Origin of the sequence: Streptomyces sp. NPDC059582, from assembly GCF_042735715.1 — a bacterium.
GTDB lineage: Bacteria > Actinomycetota > Actinomycetes > Streptomycetales > Streptomycetaceae > Streptomyces.
Map to the genome: position 1 here is coordinate 66,930 of NZ_JBHWCC010000021.1, position 16,854 is coordinate 83,783.

At 71.4% G+C, this 16,854-nt stretch carries 10 protein-coding genes; 2 read left to right on the forward strand and 8 right to left on the reverse strand.

Features of this window, described 5'->3' with window-relative positions:
* Positions 1-111 precede the first annotated feature (111 nt).
* From ffh to ACFV0T_RS19620, 5 genes are all read right to left on the reverse strand, one after another.
* Positions 112-1,662, reverse strand: coding sequence for a signal recognition particle protein (gene ffh, locus ACFV0T_RS19600; RefSeq protein WP_385780361.1), 1,551 nt, complete (start codon positions 1,660-1,662; stop codon positions 112-114).
* 156 nt (positions 1,663-1,818) lie between these two features.
* Entirely contained in the window at positions 1,819-4,272 is a 2,454-nt protein-coding gene (locus tag ACFV0T_RS19605) for a [protein-PII] uridylyltransferase (protein WP_385780364.1), read from the reverse strand.
* Positions 4,273-4,297: 25 nt separating this feature from the next.
* Entirely contained in the window at positions 4,298-4,636 is a 339-nt protein-coding gene (locus ACFV0T_RS19610) for a P-II family nitrogen regulator (RefSeq protein ID WP_006379495.1), read from the reverse strand.
* Positions 4,633-5,976 carry an ammonium transporter gene (locus ACFV0T_RS19615; RefSeq protein WP_385780368.1) on the reverse strand — a complete coding sequence of 448 codons (1,344 nt, stop codon included), beginning with the start codon at positions 5,974-5,976 and terminating at the stop codon, positions 4,633-4,635. The genes ACFV0T_RS19610 and ACFV0T_RS19615 overlap by 4 nt, the downstream gene beginning before the upstream one ends.
* A 312-nt stretch (positions 5,977-6,288) precedes the next feature.
* On the reverse strand, positions 6,289-7,770 hold the full coding sequence (locus tag ACFV0T_RS19620; RefSeq protein WP_385780370.1) for a hypothetical protein: 1,482 nt from the start codon (positions 7,768-7,770) through the stop codon (positions 6,289-6,291).
* Positions 7,771-8,228: 458 nt separating this feature from the next.
* Here ACFV0T_RS19620 and ACFV0T_RS19625 point away from each other — a divergent pair, with 458 nt between their 5' ends.
* Positions 8,229-8,894 (forward strand): bifunctional DNA primase/polymerase, encoded by a 666-nt coding sequence (locus ACFV0T_RS19625; protein ID WP_385780373.1) that lies wholly within the window; start codon positions 8,229-8,231, stop codon positions 8,892-8,894.
* Between the two features lie 267 nt (positions 8,895-9,161).
* Here ACFV0T_RS19625 and ftsY read toward each other — a convergent pair whose 3' ends face one another.
* Positions 9,162-10,364 carry a signal recognition particle-docking protein FtsY gene (gene ftsY / locus ACFV0T_RS19630; protein ID WP_385780376.1) on the reverse strand — a complete coding sequence of 401 codons (1,203 nt, stop codon included), beginning with the start codon at positions 10,362-10,364 and terminating at the stop codon, positions 9,162-9,164.
* Between the two features lie 159 nt (positions 10,365-10,523).
* On the opposite strand from ftsY, the gene ACFV0T_RS19635 reads away from it, so the two are divergent.
* The gene (locus tag ACFV0T_RS19635; RefSeq protein ID WP_385780378.1) at positions 10,524-11,495 is read left to right on the forward strand and encodes an LLM class flavin-dependent oxidoreductase; all 972 of its coding nucleotides are present in this window, start codon (positions 10,524-10,526) and stop codon (positions 11,493-11,495) included.
* Positions 11,496-11,571: 76 nt separating this feature from the next.
* Here ACFV0T_RS19635 and ACFV0T_RS19640 read toward each other — a convergent pair whose 3' ends face one another.
* Together ACFV0T_RS19640 and smc are read right to left on the reverse strand one after the other, a co-directional pair.
* On the reverse strand, positions 11,572-12,990 hold the full coding sequence (locus tag ACFV0T_RS19640) for a sugar porter family MFS transporter (protein ID WP_385780380.1): 1,419 nt from the start codon (positions 12,988-12,990) through the stop codon (positions 11,572-11,574).
* A gap of 251 nt (positions 12,991-13,241) precedes the next feature.
* A complete protein-coding gene (gene smc, locus ACFV0T_RS19645) occupies positions 13,242-16,796 on the reverse strand; it encodes a chromosome segregation protein SMC (protein ID WP_385780383.1) in 3,555 nt (1,184 codons plus the stop codon).
* Positions 16,797-16,854: the final 58 nt, after the last annotated feature.

Genomic DNA, 16,854 nt, shown 5'->3' on the forward strand with positions numbered 1-16,854 from the left:
AGTACAGCGGCCTCGGCCCGAAGGGTGAAGGGCGCATCGGCACGGAAGCCGCGGCTGCCCGTACGCGTACGGCGCCGGAGGGGCACCCCCGACGCCGTAGCGGAAGAACGGTCAGCCCATGAACTTCTTGAACTCGTCCGGCAGCTCGAAGTCCTTGCCGCCCTGCTCCGGCAGGCCGAAGGCGTTACCGCCCTGAGCCGCGGCCTCACGGCGCTGGGCCTCCTCCAGCTCCTGCTGCCGGCGCTTCATCGGGTTGCCCGAGCGCTGCTTGCCCTTGGCCTGCTTCGGCTGCTTCTTGGTCCGGCCGGGGCCACCGCCCATGCCCGGCATGCCGGGCATCCCGGGCATGCCGCCGCCCTGGGCCATGCGGGACATCATCTTGCGCGCCTCGAAGAAGCGCTCGACCAGGCCCTTGACCGCGCTGACCTCGACGCCGGAACCCTTGGCGATACGGGCGCGACGCGAGCCGTTGATGATCGTCGGCTCCTGGCGCTCGGCCGGGGTCATCGACTTGATGATCGCGGCCGTGCGGTCGACGTCCCGCTCGTCCAGGTTGTTGATCTGGTCCTTGATCTGGCCCATGCCCGGAAGCATGCCGAGCAGCTTGCTGATGCTGCCCATCTTCCTGACCTGCTCCATCTGGGACAGGAAGTCGTCCAGGGTGAAGTCCTGGCCCTTCTTGGACGCCAGCTTGGAGGCCATCTTCTCGGCCTCTTCCTGGCTGAACGTCTTCTCCGCCTGCTCGATCAGGGTGAGCAGGTCACCCATGTCGAGGATGCGGGAGGCCATCCGGTCAGGGTGGAAGGCGTCGAAGTCGTCGAGCTTCTCGCCGTTCGACGCGAACATGATCGGTTTGCCGGTCACGGAGGCGATCGACAGGGCCGCACCACCGCGGGCGTCGCCGTCGAGCTTGGACAGCACGACACCGTCGAAGCCGACGCCGTCGCGGAAGGCCTCCGCCGTGTTCACGGCGTCCTGGCCGATCATCGCGTCGACGACGAAGAGGATCTCGTCGGGGCTGACCGCGTCGCGGATGTCCGCGGCCTGGCGCATCAGCTCCTGGTCGATGCCGAGGCGGCCCGCGGTGTCCACGATCACGATGTCGTGGACCTTGGCCTTGGCGAACTCCATGGAGTCCTTGGCGACCTTGACCGGGTCACCGACGCCGTTGCCCGGCTCCGGGGCGTAGACCGCGACACCGGCGCGCTCGGCGACGACGCTCAGCTGGTTGACCGCGTTGGGACGCTGGAGGTCGGCCGCGACCAGCAGCGGCGAGTGGCCCTGGTCCTTCAGCCACTTGCCGAGCTTGCCCGCGAGGGTGGTCTTACCGGCACCCTGGAGACCCGCCAGCATGATCACGGTAGGCGGCTGCTTGGCGAAGCGCAGCCGCCGCGTCTCGCCGCCGAGGATCGTGACGAGCTCCTCGTTGACGATCTTCAGGACCTGCTGGGCCGGGTTCAGGGCCCTGGAGACGTCGGCGCCGAGCGCCCGCTCCTTGACGTTCTTGATGAACGTGCGGACTACGGGGAGGGCCACATCCGCCTCGAGCAGGGCGATGCGGATCTCACGCGCCGTGGCGTCGATATCCGCTTCGCTCAAGCGCCCCTTGCCGCGCAAGTTCTTGAAGGTCGCTGAGAGGCGATCGGAGAGAGTATCGAACACGGCGGCGTCGGTCCTCGGAGTCGGGGGCGGGGTGAGCGTCTTCCAGGGTATCCGGCCGCGCAAGAGATTCGTCCCCGCCTGCGGTATCCGGCGGCCGGGAACGGCCTGAAACCCCACGTCGGCGGGGACCACGGCCGATGAGCGCAGACCGCGAGGTCACGCCCGCAGCGTCTCCTCCAGTGCGCGCGCCACGGACGCCGCCTCCTCGCTCGGCAGGGGCACGCCCTCGGGGTCGGTCACGTAGAAGGCGTCCACGGCGTTGGCGCCCAGGGTGCTGACATGGGCACTGCGCATCCGCACCCCCGCCGTCTCCAGCGCCGACCCGATACGGAACAGCAGCCCCGGGGCGTCCTGGGCGCGCACCTCGATCACCGTGGCCAGCCGGGAGCCCGCGGAGGCGAGCGTCACGCGCGCGGGGGGCGCGACGACGCCCCTGCGGCGCGGGTAGGCGGCGTCACGCTCGGCGAGACGGCCGGCGATGTCCAGGGAGCCGTCCAGGGCGCGGACGAGGTCGGCACGCAGCCGGGTGGCCTGGGGCAGGGAGCCGTACTCCGCGGCCACCCGCCAGTCGAGCAGCAGCACCGAGCCCCCGACGCCGTCCGGCAGCGGCAGGGCGCGCAGCTCCGCCGTGCGCACGGTGAGGCGGTGCACGGCGAGGACTCCGGCGACCGCGGGCAGCACGCCGGGCTGGTCGGGTACGGCGATGAGCAGCTCCACGCCGAGCGGCTCCGGATCCTGCGAGCCGGACGGCTCCGGTTCGGCCGGCGGCTCGGCCTGGGCGCGCAGCGAGAGGACCGGCCCGCCCGTGCGGTGCGCCTCGACGGCGAGGCGTTCCTGCTCGGCGGTGGGGGCGACGGCATCGGGCTCCACGGGGTCGTCCCCGGCCAGCACGGCGGCGACCCGCTTGACCAGGTCGGCGACGAGCGACCCGCGCCAGGAGGACCAGGCGGCCGGGCCGGTGGCCAGGGCGTCCGCCTCGGTCAGCGCGTGCAGCAGTTCCAGGGTGCTCTGAGTGCCGACGGCCTCGGCGACCGAGCGCACGGTGGCGGGGTCGTCCAGGTCGCGCCGGGTCGCGGTCTCCACGAGCAGCAGGTGATGGCGGACGAGGCCGGCCAGGACGGTCACGTCCGCGCGGTCGAAGCCGATACGGGCGGCCACGTCCTTGGCGATGATCTCGCCGGCCACCGAGTGGTCACCGGGCCAGCCCTTGCCGATGTCGTGCAGCAGAGCGGCCACCAGCAGCAGGTCGGGGCGGCTGACACGGCGGGTGAACTCGGAGGCGCGGACGGCGGTCTCGATGAGGTGCCGGTCGACGGTCCAGATGTGCACGGCGTTGCGCTGCGGGCGACAGCGCACCCGCTCCCAGTCGGGCAGCAGGCGGGTGATCACGCCCTCGACCTCCAGCGCCTCCCAGACCTCGATGGTCGGTCGGCCCGAGCCGAGCAGGGTCACCAGTTGCTCTCGTGCCTCGGCGGGCCAGGGCGTGGGCAGGGGGCGCGCGATGGCCGCCAGGCGCCGTACGGCGTGCAGGGAGAGCGGGAGGCCGGCCTGCGCGGCGGCGGCCGCGGCACGCAGTGGCAGCACGGGGTCGCGTTCGGGGCGCGCGGTCCGGGCGAGCACCACCTCGCCGTCCTGCTCCACCACGCCCTCCGCCAGCGGGGAGCGCTCGGTGACCTGCTTGCCGCCGCCGAGCATGGCGCGCAGCCGCGGCCGTACGGCGCGCGAGCGCAGGACGCGGCTCACCTCGCGCCAGGTGACGTCGCTGGCGTAGGAGATGACGCGGGCCGCTTCGTACACCTGTCGCAGGAGGGTGTCGGCGTCCAGCAGGCCGAGCTCGGCGGCCACCTGGTCCTGTTCCTGGAGAGCGAGCCGGTCGGTCGCGCGTCCGGTGGTCAGGTGGAGGGCGTCGCGGACGTCGAGGAGTCGGCGCCGGGCGTCGGCGAGGCCCTCGCGGGGGGCGTCGGCGAGCCAGGAGGCGGCGACGGCGCGCAGCGCGGTGGCGTCGCGGAGGCCACCGCGGGCCTCCTTCAGATCGGGTTCCAGCAGGAACTGGAGCTCGCCCTGGCGTTCGGCGCGTTCCGCGCACAGCTCCTGGAGTTCGGGCAGGCGTTTCGGCGCCTGGTTGCGCCAGTCGGCCAGCACCGCCGTGCGCAGTCCGGCGGTGAGGCCGAGGTCGCCCGCGATGTGCCGGGCGTCGAGCAGACCGAGCTGGACCTTGAGGTCGTCGCCGGCCGTCTTGCGGGCCTCGGCCGGTGTGCGGACGGAGTGGTCGAGGGCGACGCCGAGGTCCCAGACCGGGTACCAGAGGCGGTCGGCCAGCGCGGCGACGGCGCCGGAGTCGCTGCCGTCGTGCAGCAGCAGCAGGTCGAGGTCGCTGCGCGGGGACAGTTCCCCCCGGCCGTAGCCCCCGACCGCGACCAGTGACGCCCCGCGCAGCCCCTTGGCGCCCGCTTCGAACAGGCCGGTCAGCCAGTCGTCGGTCAGTTCGGCGAGGCCCGCACGGCGCGGCGGCCCGGACCGCGTCCCCTCGGTGAGGAGACGCAGCCGGGCCGCCGCGTAGCCGCAGGGTCCCGAGTCCTCTGCATCCTTGCGCATGTCCGTACTCGTCACCCAGCGACTCCTGTCGGTCTTCTGTTTAGAGCGCGTCCGGGCCGCGCTCGCCGGTCCGGACCCGCACGGCCGTCTCGACCGGGAGGGACCAGACCTTGCCGTCACCGATCTTGCCGGTCCGGGCCGCCTTGACGATGACGTCGATGAGGCCCTCGGCGTCGTCGTCCTCGGCCAGCACCTCGATACGGATCTTGGGGACCAGGTCGACCGTGTACTCGGCGCCCCGGTAGACCTCGGTGTGTCCCCTCTGACGACCGTAACCGCTCGCCTCGGTGACCGTCAGTCCGTGGACCCCGAAGGCCTGGAGGGCCTCCTTGATCTCGTCGAGCCGGTGAGGCTTGACGACGGCGGTGATGAGCTTCATGCGTCCACCTTCTTGCTCGCAGTGCCGCCTGCCCCGGCCGGGACGGCGGTGCGGGCGGCACCACCGCCGGCTCCGCTGAAGTCGTATGCGGTCTCGGCGTGCTCGGCCTGGTCGATACCGGCCACCTCGTCGTCCTCGGAGACGCGCATCCCGATCGTCTTGTCGAGGAGGAAGGCGAGGATCGCGGAGGCGATCAGCGAGTAGGCGAGGACCGCGAAGACACCGGCGCACTGCTTCCAGAGCTGGTCGAAGGAGTGGTCGCCGTAGAAGACGCCCGTCGCGGTCGACTGGCCCTTGCCGGTGGCGAAGAAGCCGATCAGCAGGGAGCCGATGACACCGCCGACCAGGTGAACACCGACGACGTCGAGGGAGTCGTCGTAGTTGAACCGGTACTTCAGACCGACGGCCATGGCGCACAGCACACCGGCGATGGCGCCGACGGCGATCGCGCCGAGCGGGGAGACCGCACCACCCGACGGGGTGATGGCGACGAGACCCGCGACCGCGCCGGAGGCGGCGCCCAGCGTGGTGAACGCGCCGTGGCGGATCTTCTCGTAGGCGAGCCAGGCCAGCATGGCGGCGGCGGTGGCGACCTGCGTGTTGACGAACATCAGTGCGCCGACGCCGTCGTCGTTGCCCAGCCACGAACCGGCGTTGAATCCGAACCAGCCGAACCACAGCAGACCGGCGCCGAGCATGACAAGCGGGAGGCTGTGCGGGCGCATCGGGTCCTTCTTGAAGCCGACCCGCTTGCCGATGACCAGGATCACGCCGAGCGCCGCGGCACCCGCGTTGATGTGGACCGCCGTACCACCGGCGAAGTCGATCACACCGAGGTCGAAGGCCCAGCCGCCGGCGCCCCAGACCCAGTGCGCGACCGGGAAGTAGACGACCGTGGCCCACAGGGCGATGAACAGCGCCCAGGCACTGAACTTCACCCGGTCCGCGAGAGCGCCGCTGATCAGGGCGGGCGTGATGATCGCGAACATCAGCTGGAAGACCATGAAGACGAAGATCGGGATGGTGTAGCCGTCCCACAGCTCCGTCAGGCCGATGTTGCTGAGGCCGACCCAGTCCGAGTTCCAGCCGATGAGGCTGCCGTGATCGGTGCCGAAGGCGAGGGAGAAGCCGTACAGCACCCACAGGATGGTGATGATCCCCAGGCTGATGAAGCTCATCATCAGCATGTTCAGGGTGCTCTTGACGCGGACCATGCCTCCGTAGAAGAAGGCCAGGCCCGGGGTCATGAGCATCACCAGGGCGGAACAGATGAGCATGAAGCCTGTGTTGGCAGACGACAGCGTGGGCGCGTCTGCCGCAAGCGTGATGGCTGCTGCCATCGGCGTCTCCTCGTCGTTGGTACGGCCCCGTGCGGGCGAAGCCTGGGCGGAGTGAGGGGTGGGCCGGTATGCGCCATGAGATTGACGCAGCGCCGTTTCGGTCGACGCCCCTCGTTGTTTCACCGCGGTGACGAAGGCGGCTGGCGTGTTACGCCTCGATGAACCGCCGGATTGCGGGCACGGGGATCGTTATCGTGGCGCAACCTTCGATGAAGGCAGGAAACCGGCCGCGGTCGGCCTTCCGATGACCTGGCATGGGGGAGCCGAGTCGGGCAGTTCGGGAGGGCCGGCCGCGGCCGGGGCTGGTGGGACTCACACCGCTTCCGCGGTCTCCGGCAGCTCGACGGCGAGCTTCTCGGTCAGATCGACGATCTCGGCGAGATCCCCGAAATCGCGTACAGCGGTGTCCACGGTCTTTCGGATACGAGTGTTGACGCGCTCGGAACGCACCTTCTTCGCGATGCCCATCGCCTCCTCGGCGAAGCCCGTGCTCCGCTCGGGTTCGCGGCGCAGCAGGTGCACGGTGGCCATGCCGATCAGGTTGAGTGCGTACGACCGCTGGTGCTCGGAGTCCTTGCCGAACAGCTCGACGGCCCGCTGCATGAGGGGCTCGGCCAGGGAGGCGTAGGTGGGGCTGCGGCCGGCGACGTAGGCGAGGTCACGGTAGGAGTGGGAGTTCTCGCCGTACAGCTCGGCCTCGGAGAAGAAGCGGATCCAGTCGGGGTCCGGCTCGTCCCACTCGTCGGCGTCGGTGAAGGTGTCCTCGGCCATCCGGACCGCCCGCTTGCACTTGCCGGGCTGGCCCATGTTGGCGTAGGCGCGGGCCTCCATCGCATACAGCATCGACTGGGTGCGCGGGCTCGCGCAGTCACGGCTGCCGTACTGCGCGAGGTGGATCAGCTCCAGGGCGTCGTCGGGCCGCCCGAGGTGGATCATCTGGCGGCTCATGCTGGACAGGACGTACGAGCCGAGCGGCTTGTCGCCCGCTTCCCTGGCCGCGTGCAGGGCGAGGACGAAGTACTTCTGCGCGGTCGGTTGCAGCCCGATGTCGTAGCTCATCCAGCCGGCCAGCTCGGCGAGCTCGGCGGCGACCTTGAAGAGCTTCCTGGAGGTGTCCTCGGGCTGGGGTTCCTGGAGGAGGTCGGTCACCTCGTGCAGCTGGCCGACGACCGCTTTACGGCGCAGTCCGCCGCCGCACTGGGCGTCCCACTGCCGGAACATCATCGTCGTGGACTCCAGCAGCTCCAGCTCGGGCCGGGACAGCCGGCCGCGCGCGCGGGAGACCGGCGCGGAGTCCGGCTCGGGCTCGTGCCGCGGGCCGGGGAGCGAGGGCACGAGCCAGCGCTGCATCGGCTCGATGAGGGCCGGGCCCGCGGACAGGGCCAGCGAGGTTCCGAGGAAGCCGCGCCGCGCCAGCATCAGGTCGCTGCGCGAGAACTCGCTGAGCAGGGCCACCGTCTGCGGGCCCGTCCAGGGCAGGTCGACGCCGGACACGGACGGTGACTGCCGTGCGGCGCGCAGGCCGAGGTCCTCGACGGAGACGACACATCCGAACCGCTCGGAGAACAACTCGGACAGGATCCGGGGGATGGGCTCGCGGGGGTTCTCGCCGTCCAGCCAGCGACGCACCCGTGAGGTGTCCGTCGAGATGTGGTTGGCCCCCAACTGGCGGGCCCGGCGGTTCACTTGGCGCGCGAGCTCGCCCTTGGACCAGCCGCTGCGCACGAACCACGAGCCGAGCAGCTCATTGGGGCGCTTGTCAGCGTTGACTCCACTTCCGCCGTTGCCGCCCACTGGAACGCCCCCATCCCTGAGACCTCTTGCCGCCGATGTGCGCCAAGCCCTATCAGAATGCCGGTAAATACGGCCGTCCGTCCCGGAGTTCTCACCCTTCGAACGGAAACCCGAGTTGCCCCCGGCATACCCACTGGCGCATGTGCCTCCGAGTCTCGTGCACTCAAAGTAATCCTACGATCACCCGTCCAGCCATGGCGATCCCCCAAACGCCACCTTTCGCCACCCCTTCGAATGAACTCACGGTGGCCTCCGCGCGATTCACTTGACATAGGACGGCCGGGAGTGAGCGGAGAGGTGCAAAGAGGGGCGCGCACCGCCCAGCACGCGACCCCCGGACGCTTCAAGGCGCCGCCGGGATCGCGCGGCATCGAGGAGTGGGAGCACGCGAAGTCACGCAGAGTCATGATGGGCGTCCGTCTCGTAACCACCGGTGCGTCGGACCCGTTGGAGGGGGCATGGGCTTCACGATCGGCAGTAGTCGGGGTATCCGCGACATCCGGTCCGCCTCGCGCCGCCGCGGCCGCTCGTCGGAGTGCACCGCCGTGGCCGAGTTCACCGGACTGTGGAGCTGGGACGTCGTGCCCGGCGCCAGAGCCGCCGCGGGGGTGTGTTCCTGCGGCCGCCCGGACTGCCGGGCGCCGGGCGCGCATCCGCTCGACTTCGCGCCCGAGGTGCCGGCCGGGGCGACGCTGGACGAGGTGACCGAGGCGTGGGCCGAGGTGCCGGGGGCCGCCGTGATGCTGCCGGTCGGCCGCGCGTTCGACGTCGTCGAGGTGGCCGAGCCGGCCGGGCGCCGCGCGCTGGTCCGGCTGGAGCGCATGGGCCTCCCGCTCGGCCCGGTCACCGCGACCCCCGAGGGGCGCGCCCAGTTCTTCGTCGCCCCCGGCGCCGCCGCCGAACTGCCGGAGCTGCTCTACCGCATGGGCTGGGACGACCCGTGCACCCTGGACCTGCGCGGCCTCGGCACCGGTACGTACGTCACCGCGCCGCCCTCCGACCGCGGCGGCCTCGGCCCGGTGCAGTGGCTGCGCCCGCCCGCCCTGGACTCGGCGACGAAGCCACCGGCGGCGCGTCTGCTGCTGGGCACGCTGGCGTACGTGGCGCACCGGTCGCGGGCGTGAGCCGAACGACCGGGCCCGCGCCGGTGGGGGCCGCCCGGCCGATGACGAAGGCACGCGCGGGCGCGAGCCGCGCGGCCGATGACGAAGACACGCGCGGGCGCGAGCCGGACACCCGATGACGAAGGCACGCGCCGGCGCGAGCCCGGCGCCCCATGCCGAGGGCCCGCGCCGGCGTGAGCCGGGCACCCCATGACGAAGGGCCCTACCGCATCTGCACCATGCGGTAGGGCCCTTCTTCGATCGGACACCGGTTCCGGCCGGTGGGGTTCACTCCCCGATCAGGGCATCCACGAACGCCTCGGGCTCGAACGGCGCCAGGTCGTCCGCGCCCTCGCCGAGCCCGATCAACTTGACCGGCACGCCCAGCTCGCGCTGGACCGCGACCACGATGCCGCCCTTGGCCGTGCCGTCCAGCTTGGTCAGCACGATGCCGGTGATGTCGACGACCTCGGCGAACACCCGGGCCTGCACGAGTCCGTTCTGCCCGGTGGTGGCGTCGAGGACGAGCAGCACCTCGTCGAGCGGGGCCTGCTTCTCGACCACGCGCTTGACCTTGCCGAGCTCGTCCATGAGCCCGGTCTTGGTGTGCAGCCGGCCGGCGGTGTCGATGAGGACCACGTCGGCCCCCATCTCCTTGCCCTCCTTCACCGCGTCGAAGGCGACGGAGGCGGGGTCGCCGCCCTCGGGCCCGCGCACGATGTGGGCGCCGACCCGCTCGCCCCAGGTCTGGAGCTGTTCGGCGGCGGCGGCCCGGAAGGTGTCGGCGGCCCCGAGGACGACGGTCCGGCCGTCCGCGACCAGGACCCGGGCGAGCTTGCCGGTGGTGGTGGTCTTGCCGGTGCCGTTGACCCCGACGACCATCACGACGCCGGGCTTGCCGGTCTCGGGCTCGGTCTTCACGGCCCGGTCGAAGTCGGTGCCGACCAGGGTGAGCAGTTCCTCGCGCAGCAGGGCGCGCAGCTCCTCGGGGGTGCGGGTGCCGAGCACCCGCACCCGCTCGCGCAGCCGTTCGACCAGCTCCTGGGTGGGCAGCACGCCGACGTCGGCGGTGAGCAGGGTGTCCTCGATCTCCTCCCAGGTGTCGTCGTCGAGGTGCTCGCGCGACAGCAGGGTGAGCAGACCCTTGCCGAGCGCGTTCTGCGAGCGGGACAGCCGGGCGCGCAGGCGTACCAGCCGCCCGGCGGAGGGCTCCGGGATCTCGATCCCGGGAGCTTCGGCGGCGGGGGGTTCCTCGACGGCGACGGAGCCCGAGCCGTCGGGAAGATCCACCTCCTCTATCGTGCGGCGCGGTTCTTCACGCGGCGTCTCGGCCTCGTCGCCGACATGCGGCTCGGCCGGAGGTGCGGTGATGTCGGGGACGGTGGGCGGCGGCGGGGGCAGCGACTTCTTCCGTCGGCTGCCGACGATGAGCCCGCCGAGCGCGCCGAGCACGACCACGGCGATGACTACAGCAAGGATGACGGTTTCCATAACCCGTCCAGTATCAGCCATGGGCCCCGCCCGGACCCAGCTTGTACTTTCCTCCAAGTCGGCGAGCCGCCCCCTGGACGCACGACACCGGGGCATCGCCGTAGCCATCTGACGCCCCGTCAGCTACCGTCCCCCTCGCCAACCCGAAGGGGGACCCCCATGCCCGTCACGGTCGTACGTTTCAACCTCGTCGCGCCCGACGCCACCCCCGCCTCGCTGCACGCGCGCTACGCGGCGGCGCTGGAGATGGCGAGGTACGCCGACGAGCACGGGATCACCACCGTGCAGACGGAGGAGCACCACGGCGTCGCGAACAACTGGCTGCCGTCGCCGTTCGCGTTCGCGGGCGCGGTGCTCGGCGCGACCCGGCGGCTCGCGGTGACGGTGTCGGCGGTGATCGGACCGCTGCACGACCCGCTGCGGCTCGCCGAGGACATCGCCGTACTGGATCTGCTGAGCGGCGGCCGGCTGGTGACCGTCGCCGGGATCGGCTACCGGCCCGAGGAGTACGCCATGTTCGGCGTGGACTGGAAGCGGCGCGGCCGGCTCCAGGACGAGGTGCTGGAGACGGTCCTGAAGGCGTGGACCGGCGAGGAGTTCACCTATCGGGGCCGTACCGTACGGGTGACCCCGCGCCCCGGCACCGACCCGCACCCGCTGCTGCTGGTGGGCGGCTCCTCCGAGGCCGCCGCCCGCCGGGCCGCCCGTCTCGGGCTGCCGTTCTTCCCCAGCGCGCACCTGCCGGAGCTGGAGACGTACTACAAGGACCGGCTCGCGGAGTACGGCACCGAGGGCTGGACCATGATGCCCGCCGCCGAGACCCCGCTGCTGCACATCGCCGAGGACCCGGACCGCGCCTGGGCCGAGTACGGCACGCACTTCCTGCACGAGGCCCGCACCTACGCCTCGTGGCAGTCCGGCGACATCCGCTCGGCCGTGCGGTCGGCGGCGACCACGGTGGCGGAGCTGCGCGCCGAGGGCGTGTACCGCGTGCTGACGCCGGACGCGTGCGTGGCGCTGGGCCTGGACAACCTCGTGCTGCACCCGTTGGCCGGCGGGATGCCGGTCGAGGAGGGGTGGCGCGGTCTGCGGCTGTTCTGCGAAGACGTACTGCCCCGGCTCGCTGACTGAGCCGGGGCAGTACGACTTACGGGAACGAGGAGAGGGCAGCGGGGACTTGGCCCGTCTCCCCGAGTTCGGGGGCGGGTCAGCCCATCTCCTCCAGGGCCTTGCCCTTCGTCTCCTTCACGTACTTCAGGACGAACGGGATGGAGAGCGCGGCAAACAGCGTGTAGATCACGTAGGTCGCGGAGAGGTTCCAGTCGGCCAGCGACGGGAAGCTCGCGGTGATGGCCCAGTTGGCGATCCACTGCGCGGAGGCGGCCACGCCCAGGGCGGCGGCGCGGATCCGGTTCGGGAACATCTCGCCGAGGAAGACCCAGACGACCACGCCCCAGGACAGGGCGAAGAAGAGGACGAAGACGTGGGCGGCGATCAGGGCGACCCAGCCCTGGGTGGCCGGGAGCTTGCCGTCGACCAGGTCGAAGGAGAAGGCCCAGGCCTCCAGTCCGAGGCCGATCACCATGCCGACCGAGCCGATGAGGGCCAGCGGCTTGCGGCCGATGCGGTCCACGAAGATCATCGCGATCACGGTGCCGACGATGTTGATGATCGACGTCGTGAAGGAGTAGAAGAACGAGTCCGACGGGTCGACGCCGACCGACTGCCACAGCGTCGAGGAGTAGTAGAACGCGACGTTGATGCCGACGAACTGCTGGAAGACCGACAGGCCGATACCGACCCAGACGATCGGCTTGAAGAAGAAGGAGCCGCCCAGCAGGTCCTTGAAGGTGGACTTGTGCTCACTCTTCATGGCGTGCTCGATCTCGGCGACGCGGGCGGTCAGGTCGACCTTGTCGCCCTCGACCTCCTTGAGCACCTCACGGGCGCGGTCGTCCTTGCCCACGGAGATCAGGAAGCGCGGCGACTCGGGGATCGCGAAGGAGAGCAGTCCGTACAGGACGGCCGGGATGACCATGACGCCGAGCATGACCTGCCAGGCCTCGAGACCGATGATCTTGCCGCGCTGGTCGCCGCCGGCGGCGTTCAGGATGCCCCAGTTGACCAGCTGCGAGATGGCGATGCCGACGACGATCGCGGCCTGCTGGAAGGAGCCGAGACGGCCGCGGTACGCGGCCGGGGAGACCTCGGCGATGTAGGCGGGGCCGATGACGGAGGCCATGCCGATGGCGAATCCGCCGATGATGCGCCAGAAGGCGAGGTCCCACAGCGCGAACGGCAGTGCGGAACCGATCGCGCTGACCGTGAAGAGGACGGCGGAGATCTGCATACAACGGATACGGCCGATGCGGTCGGCTATCCGGCCCGCGGTCGCCGCGCCGATGGCGCAGCCGATCAGGGCGACGGCGATGACCTGTGCCAGCGCGGCGGAGCCGATGTCGTAGCGGCTGCGGATGGCCTCGACGGCTCCGTTGATCACGGCACTGTCGTAACCGAAGAGGAAACCGCCCATCGCGGCCGCCGCCGCGATGAAGATGACATGCCCGAGATGTTCGGGGTGAGCCGTCCCGGCTCCTGATTGGGGTGCCTGCGCGGTGCTGGTCACGTGTAACTCCTCGGGCCACCGGCCTCACTGCCGGGGGTGTGGGGGGAAGCCCTTCAGTGGTGGTTCCAGTTGGGCATAGGTTCACGCCACTCACCCCTGAAGGTAAAAGCAACGTTGCAGAGACTATGCCTTCAAGTCTCGAAGTCAACTTGGCGGTTTCTTCGGGCTTGGACGGATTCGGAACCCATTATGTGTTCAAAAAGTGAAGCGTCAGAGAACCGCAGGTGGGGACTGGTGTAGACGGCACGCAACTAGCGCAGGCGCTGCGAAATGACCTTCGACACACCGTCGCCCTGCATGGAGACGCCGTACAGCGCGTCGGCGACCTCCATCGTGCGCTTCTGGTGCGTGATCACGATCAGCTGGGAGGCCTCCTGGAGCTCCTGCATGATGCGGATCAGCCGCTGGAGGTTGGTGTCGTCCAGCGCGGCCTCGACCTCGTCCATCACATAGAAGGGACTCGGCCGGGCCTTGAAGATCGACACCAGCAGCGCGACCGCCGTCAGCGACCGTTCGCCGCCGGACAGCAGGGACAGCCGCTTGACCTTCTTGCCCGGCGGACGCGCCTCGACGTCCACGCCCGTGGTGAGCATGTTGTCGGGGTCGGTGAGCAGCAGTCGGCCGTCACCGCCCGGGAACAGCCGGCTGAAGACGCCCTCGAACTCCCGTGCGGTGTCGCGGTACGCCTCGGTGAAGACCTGCTCGACGCGTTCGTCGACCTCCTTCACCACCTGAAGGAGGTCGGCGCGGGTCTTCTTCAGGTCCTCCAGCTGCTCGCTGAGGAACTTGTGGCGCTCCTCCAGCGCCGCGAACTCCTCCAGGGCGAGCGGATTGACCTTGCCCAGCTGCTGGTACGCCCGCTCGGCGGCCTTCAGCCGCTTCTCCTGCTCCGTCCGCGCGAAGGGCCTCGGCTGGTTGCGCGGATGCTCCGGGTCCTCCGGCAGCTCCTCGCCCTCGGCGGCGGGCGAGGGCGGCACCGGTTGGTGCGGGCCGTACTCGGACATGAGCCCCGCCGGTTCGACACCGAGCTCCTCCAGCGCCTTGGTCTCCAGCTGCTCGATCCGCAGCCGCTTCTCGGCGCCGAGTACCTCGCCCCGGTGAACTGAATCCGTCAACTTGTCGAGCTCCGCCTTGAGATCGCGTCCGGCGGTGCGGGCGGCGGCCAGCTCCTGCTCGCGGCGGGCCTTGGCCGCCTCGGCGGCGGTGCGCTCCTCGTCCGCCCGGCCGAGGGAGACCTCGACGTGCGCGAGCAGCTGCCGCGCACCGGAGGCGACGGCCTCCGCGACGTCCGCCTCGTGCCGCAGCCGCGCTCGCCGCTGCTCCGCACGCGCGCGTGCCTCGCGTTCGGCGCGGGCGGCCCGGTCCAGCGAGTCGGCCCGTCCGGCGAGCCCCTTGACCCGCTCCTCGTGCGTACGGACCTGGAGCCGCGCCTCCATCTCGGTCTGCCGTGCGTTGGCCCCGTCGGCGGCGAGCCGGTCGCGCACGGAGGTGTCCGGTTCCTCCTCGACCGGCATCTCCTCCGCCACGGCCAGCCGTTCGGCGAGCTCCTCGGCCTCCAGTACGGCCTTGTCGAGCGCTTCCTGCGCCCGCGCCGTCGCCGCCGTGGACCGCTCGGCCTCCCCGGCGGCACCCCGCGCCTGTCCGGCGAGCCGCCCCAGCTGCTGGGCCACGGCCGACTTCTCCCGGTCGGCGGCCCGGCGCCGCTCCCCCAGCTCCTCGACCAGCGCGGCACATTCCTTGCGCCGCTCGGCGGTGGCGTGCTGCGCCTCGGCCAGCTCCTCGCACCGCACCGCCAGCTCCTCGAGCTCGGCGGCGGCCTCGTCCACGGACGCCTGCACCTCCAGCAGGCTGGGTGCCCCGGCCGAGCCGCCGTGCGCGAAGTGCGCGCCCAGCAGGTCGCCCTCGGCGGTGACGGCGGTGAGCTCGGGGCGGGCATGGACGAGATCCTCGGCGTCTTCGAGGGTGCCGACGACGACGATCCCGCGCAGCAGCCGTCGTACGGCGGGCACTAGCTCGGCCGGGGCGCGGACCAGGTCGGCGGCGAAGGGCGGTCCGGACGTCCCGGGGCTCGGCGCTACGTCGTCGGGGGCGTCGTTCAGCAGCAGTGCCGCCCGTCCCGCGTCCTGCTTGCGCAGCAGGCGGATGGCGTCGGCGGCGGCGGACGGGCCGGTCACGGCGATGGCGTCGGCGGCGGCGCCGAGGGCGGCGGCCAGCGCGACCTCGTGCCCGGGAGTGACCGTCAGCAGTTCGGCGGCCGGACCGAGCAGGCCGGTGAGGCGGTCCTGCGCGCCCAGCAGCGCGCCGGTGCCGTCCTTGCGGCGCAGCCCCAGGGCGAGGGCCTCGTGGCGGGCCCGGGTCGCGGCCCGGCTGCGTTCCGCCGCGGTGGCCGCCTCGCGGGCGGCGCTCAGGGCGGCCTCGGCGTGGGCGAGCTGTTCCTTCGCCGCCTGGTGCTGCCCGGCGAGTTCGACGTCCCCGGCGTCGAGCCCGTCGACCTCGGCCTTGAGCGTCTCGTACTCCTCCTGCGCGGCGACGGCCCGCTCCTGGGCCTCGTCCCGGGCGGCGGCCAGCCGGTCGATCTCGGCCTGGGCGGAGGCGGCTCGCGAACGGGCCGCGTTGACCTGGCCGTTCAGCCGGGCCAGCCCCTCCCGGCGGTCCGCGATGGCGCGGGCCACGTCCTTCAGGCGCCGTTCCTCGACAGCGAGTTCCCGCTCCAGGTCCGCGCGGTGGGCGACGGTGTCGTCCAGGGCGTGCTGCGCCGCCTCCAGGGCGGCCTCCAGCTCGGCCTCCTGCTCGCGGACCCGGGCGGCCTCGCGCTCCAGGTCCTCGGGGTCGCGGCCGCGCCGCTCCTCCGGGGGTGCGGAGGTCGCGCTCTTCACCCGCGCGTCGGCCAGCGAGATCGTGCCGCGCACCCGCTCGGCGAGCTGGGAGAGCACGTACCAGGTCTGCTGGGCTCGCTGGAGGCGCGGGCTGAGCCGGCGGACCTCGTCCTCCAGCACGGCCTCGCGCTGGAGGGCCTTCCTGAGCTCCTGCTCTGCGGCCTCCTTGCGTTCCTTCAGTGCGGCCTCGTCGGCGACCTCGACGTTGAGCGCCTCGCGCAGCCGTACGAGATCGTCGGCCAGCAGCCGAAGGCGCGCGTCGCGCAGGTCTGCCTGGATCACCGCGGCCCGGCGCGCGACCGCCGCCTGCCGGCCCAGGGGCTTCAGCTGCCGCCGCAGTTCGTCCGTCAGGTCCTGCACGCGCGCGAGGTTGGCCTGCATCGCGTCCAGTTTCCGCAGCGCCTTCTCCTTGCGCTTGCGGTGCTTGAGGACGCCCGCGGCCTCCTCGATGAACGCGCGCCGGCCCATGGGGTCGGCGTGCAGGACGGAGTCGAGCTGGCCCTGGCCGACGATCACGTGCATCTCGCGGCCGATGCCGGAGTCGGACAGGAGTTCCTGGATGTCGAGGAGACGGCACGTGTCACCGTTGATCTGGTACTCGCTGCCGCCGTTGCGGAACATGATCCGCGTGATGGTGACCTCGGCGTACTCGATGGGGAGCGCCCCGTCGGAGTTGTCGATGGTCAGGGACACCTCGGCGCGGCCCAGCGGCGGGCGGCCGGTGGTGCCGGCGAAGATGACGTCCTCCATCTTCCCGCCGCGCAGCGACTTGGCGCCCTGCTCGCCCATGACCCAGCTGAGCGCGTCCACGACGTTGGACTTGCCCGAGCCGTTGGGCCCCACGACACAGGTGATCCCCGGCTCGAACCGGAGAGTGGTCGCAGAGGCGAACGACTTGAAGCCGCGCAGGGTCAGGGCCTTGAGGTGCACGCCGCCGGACTCTACCCGCCGGCGATGTCTCACTCCATGAACCCGCGGTTTCACCCAT

Bases quoted from the DNA above. Each gene is read 5' to 3' on its own strand.
- ACFV0T_RS19610 (WP_006379495.1), bottom strand. From the start codon at position 4,636: ATGAAGCTCATCACCGCCGTCGTCAAGCCTCACCGGCTCGACGAGATC.
- ACFV0T_RS19615 (WP_385780368.1), bottom strand. From the start codon at position 5,976: ATGGCAGCAGCCATCACGCTTGCGGCAGACGCGCCCACGCTGTCGTCT.
- ACFV0T_RS19625 (WP_385780373.1), top strand. From the start codon at position 8,229: ATGGGCTTCACGATCGGCAGTAGTCGGGGTATCCGCGACATCCGGTCC.
- ftsY (WP_385780376.1), bottom strand. From the start codon at position 10,364: ATGGAAACCGTCATCCTTGCTGTAGTCATCGCCGTGGTCGTGCTCGGC.
- ACFV0T_RS19635 (WP_385780378.1), top strand. From the start codon at position 10,524: ATGCCCGTCACGGTCGTACGTTTCAACCTCGTCGCGCCCGACGCCACC.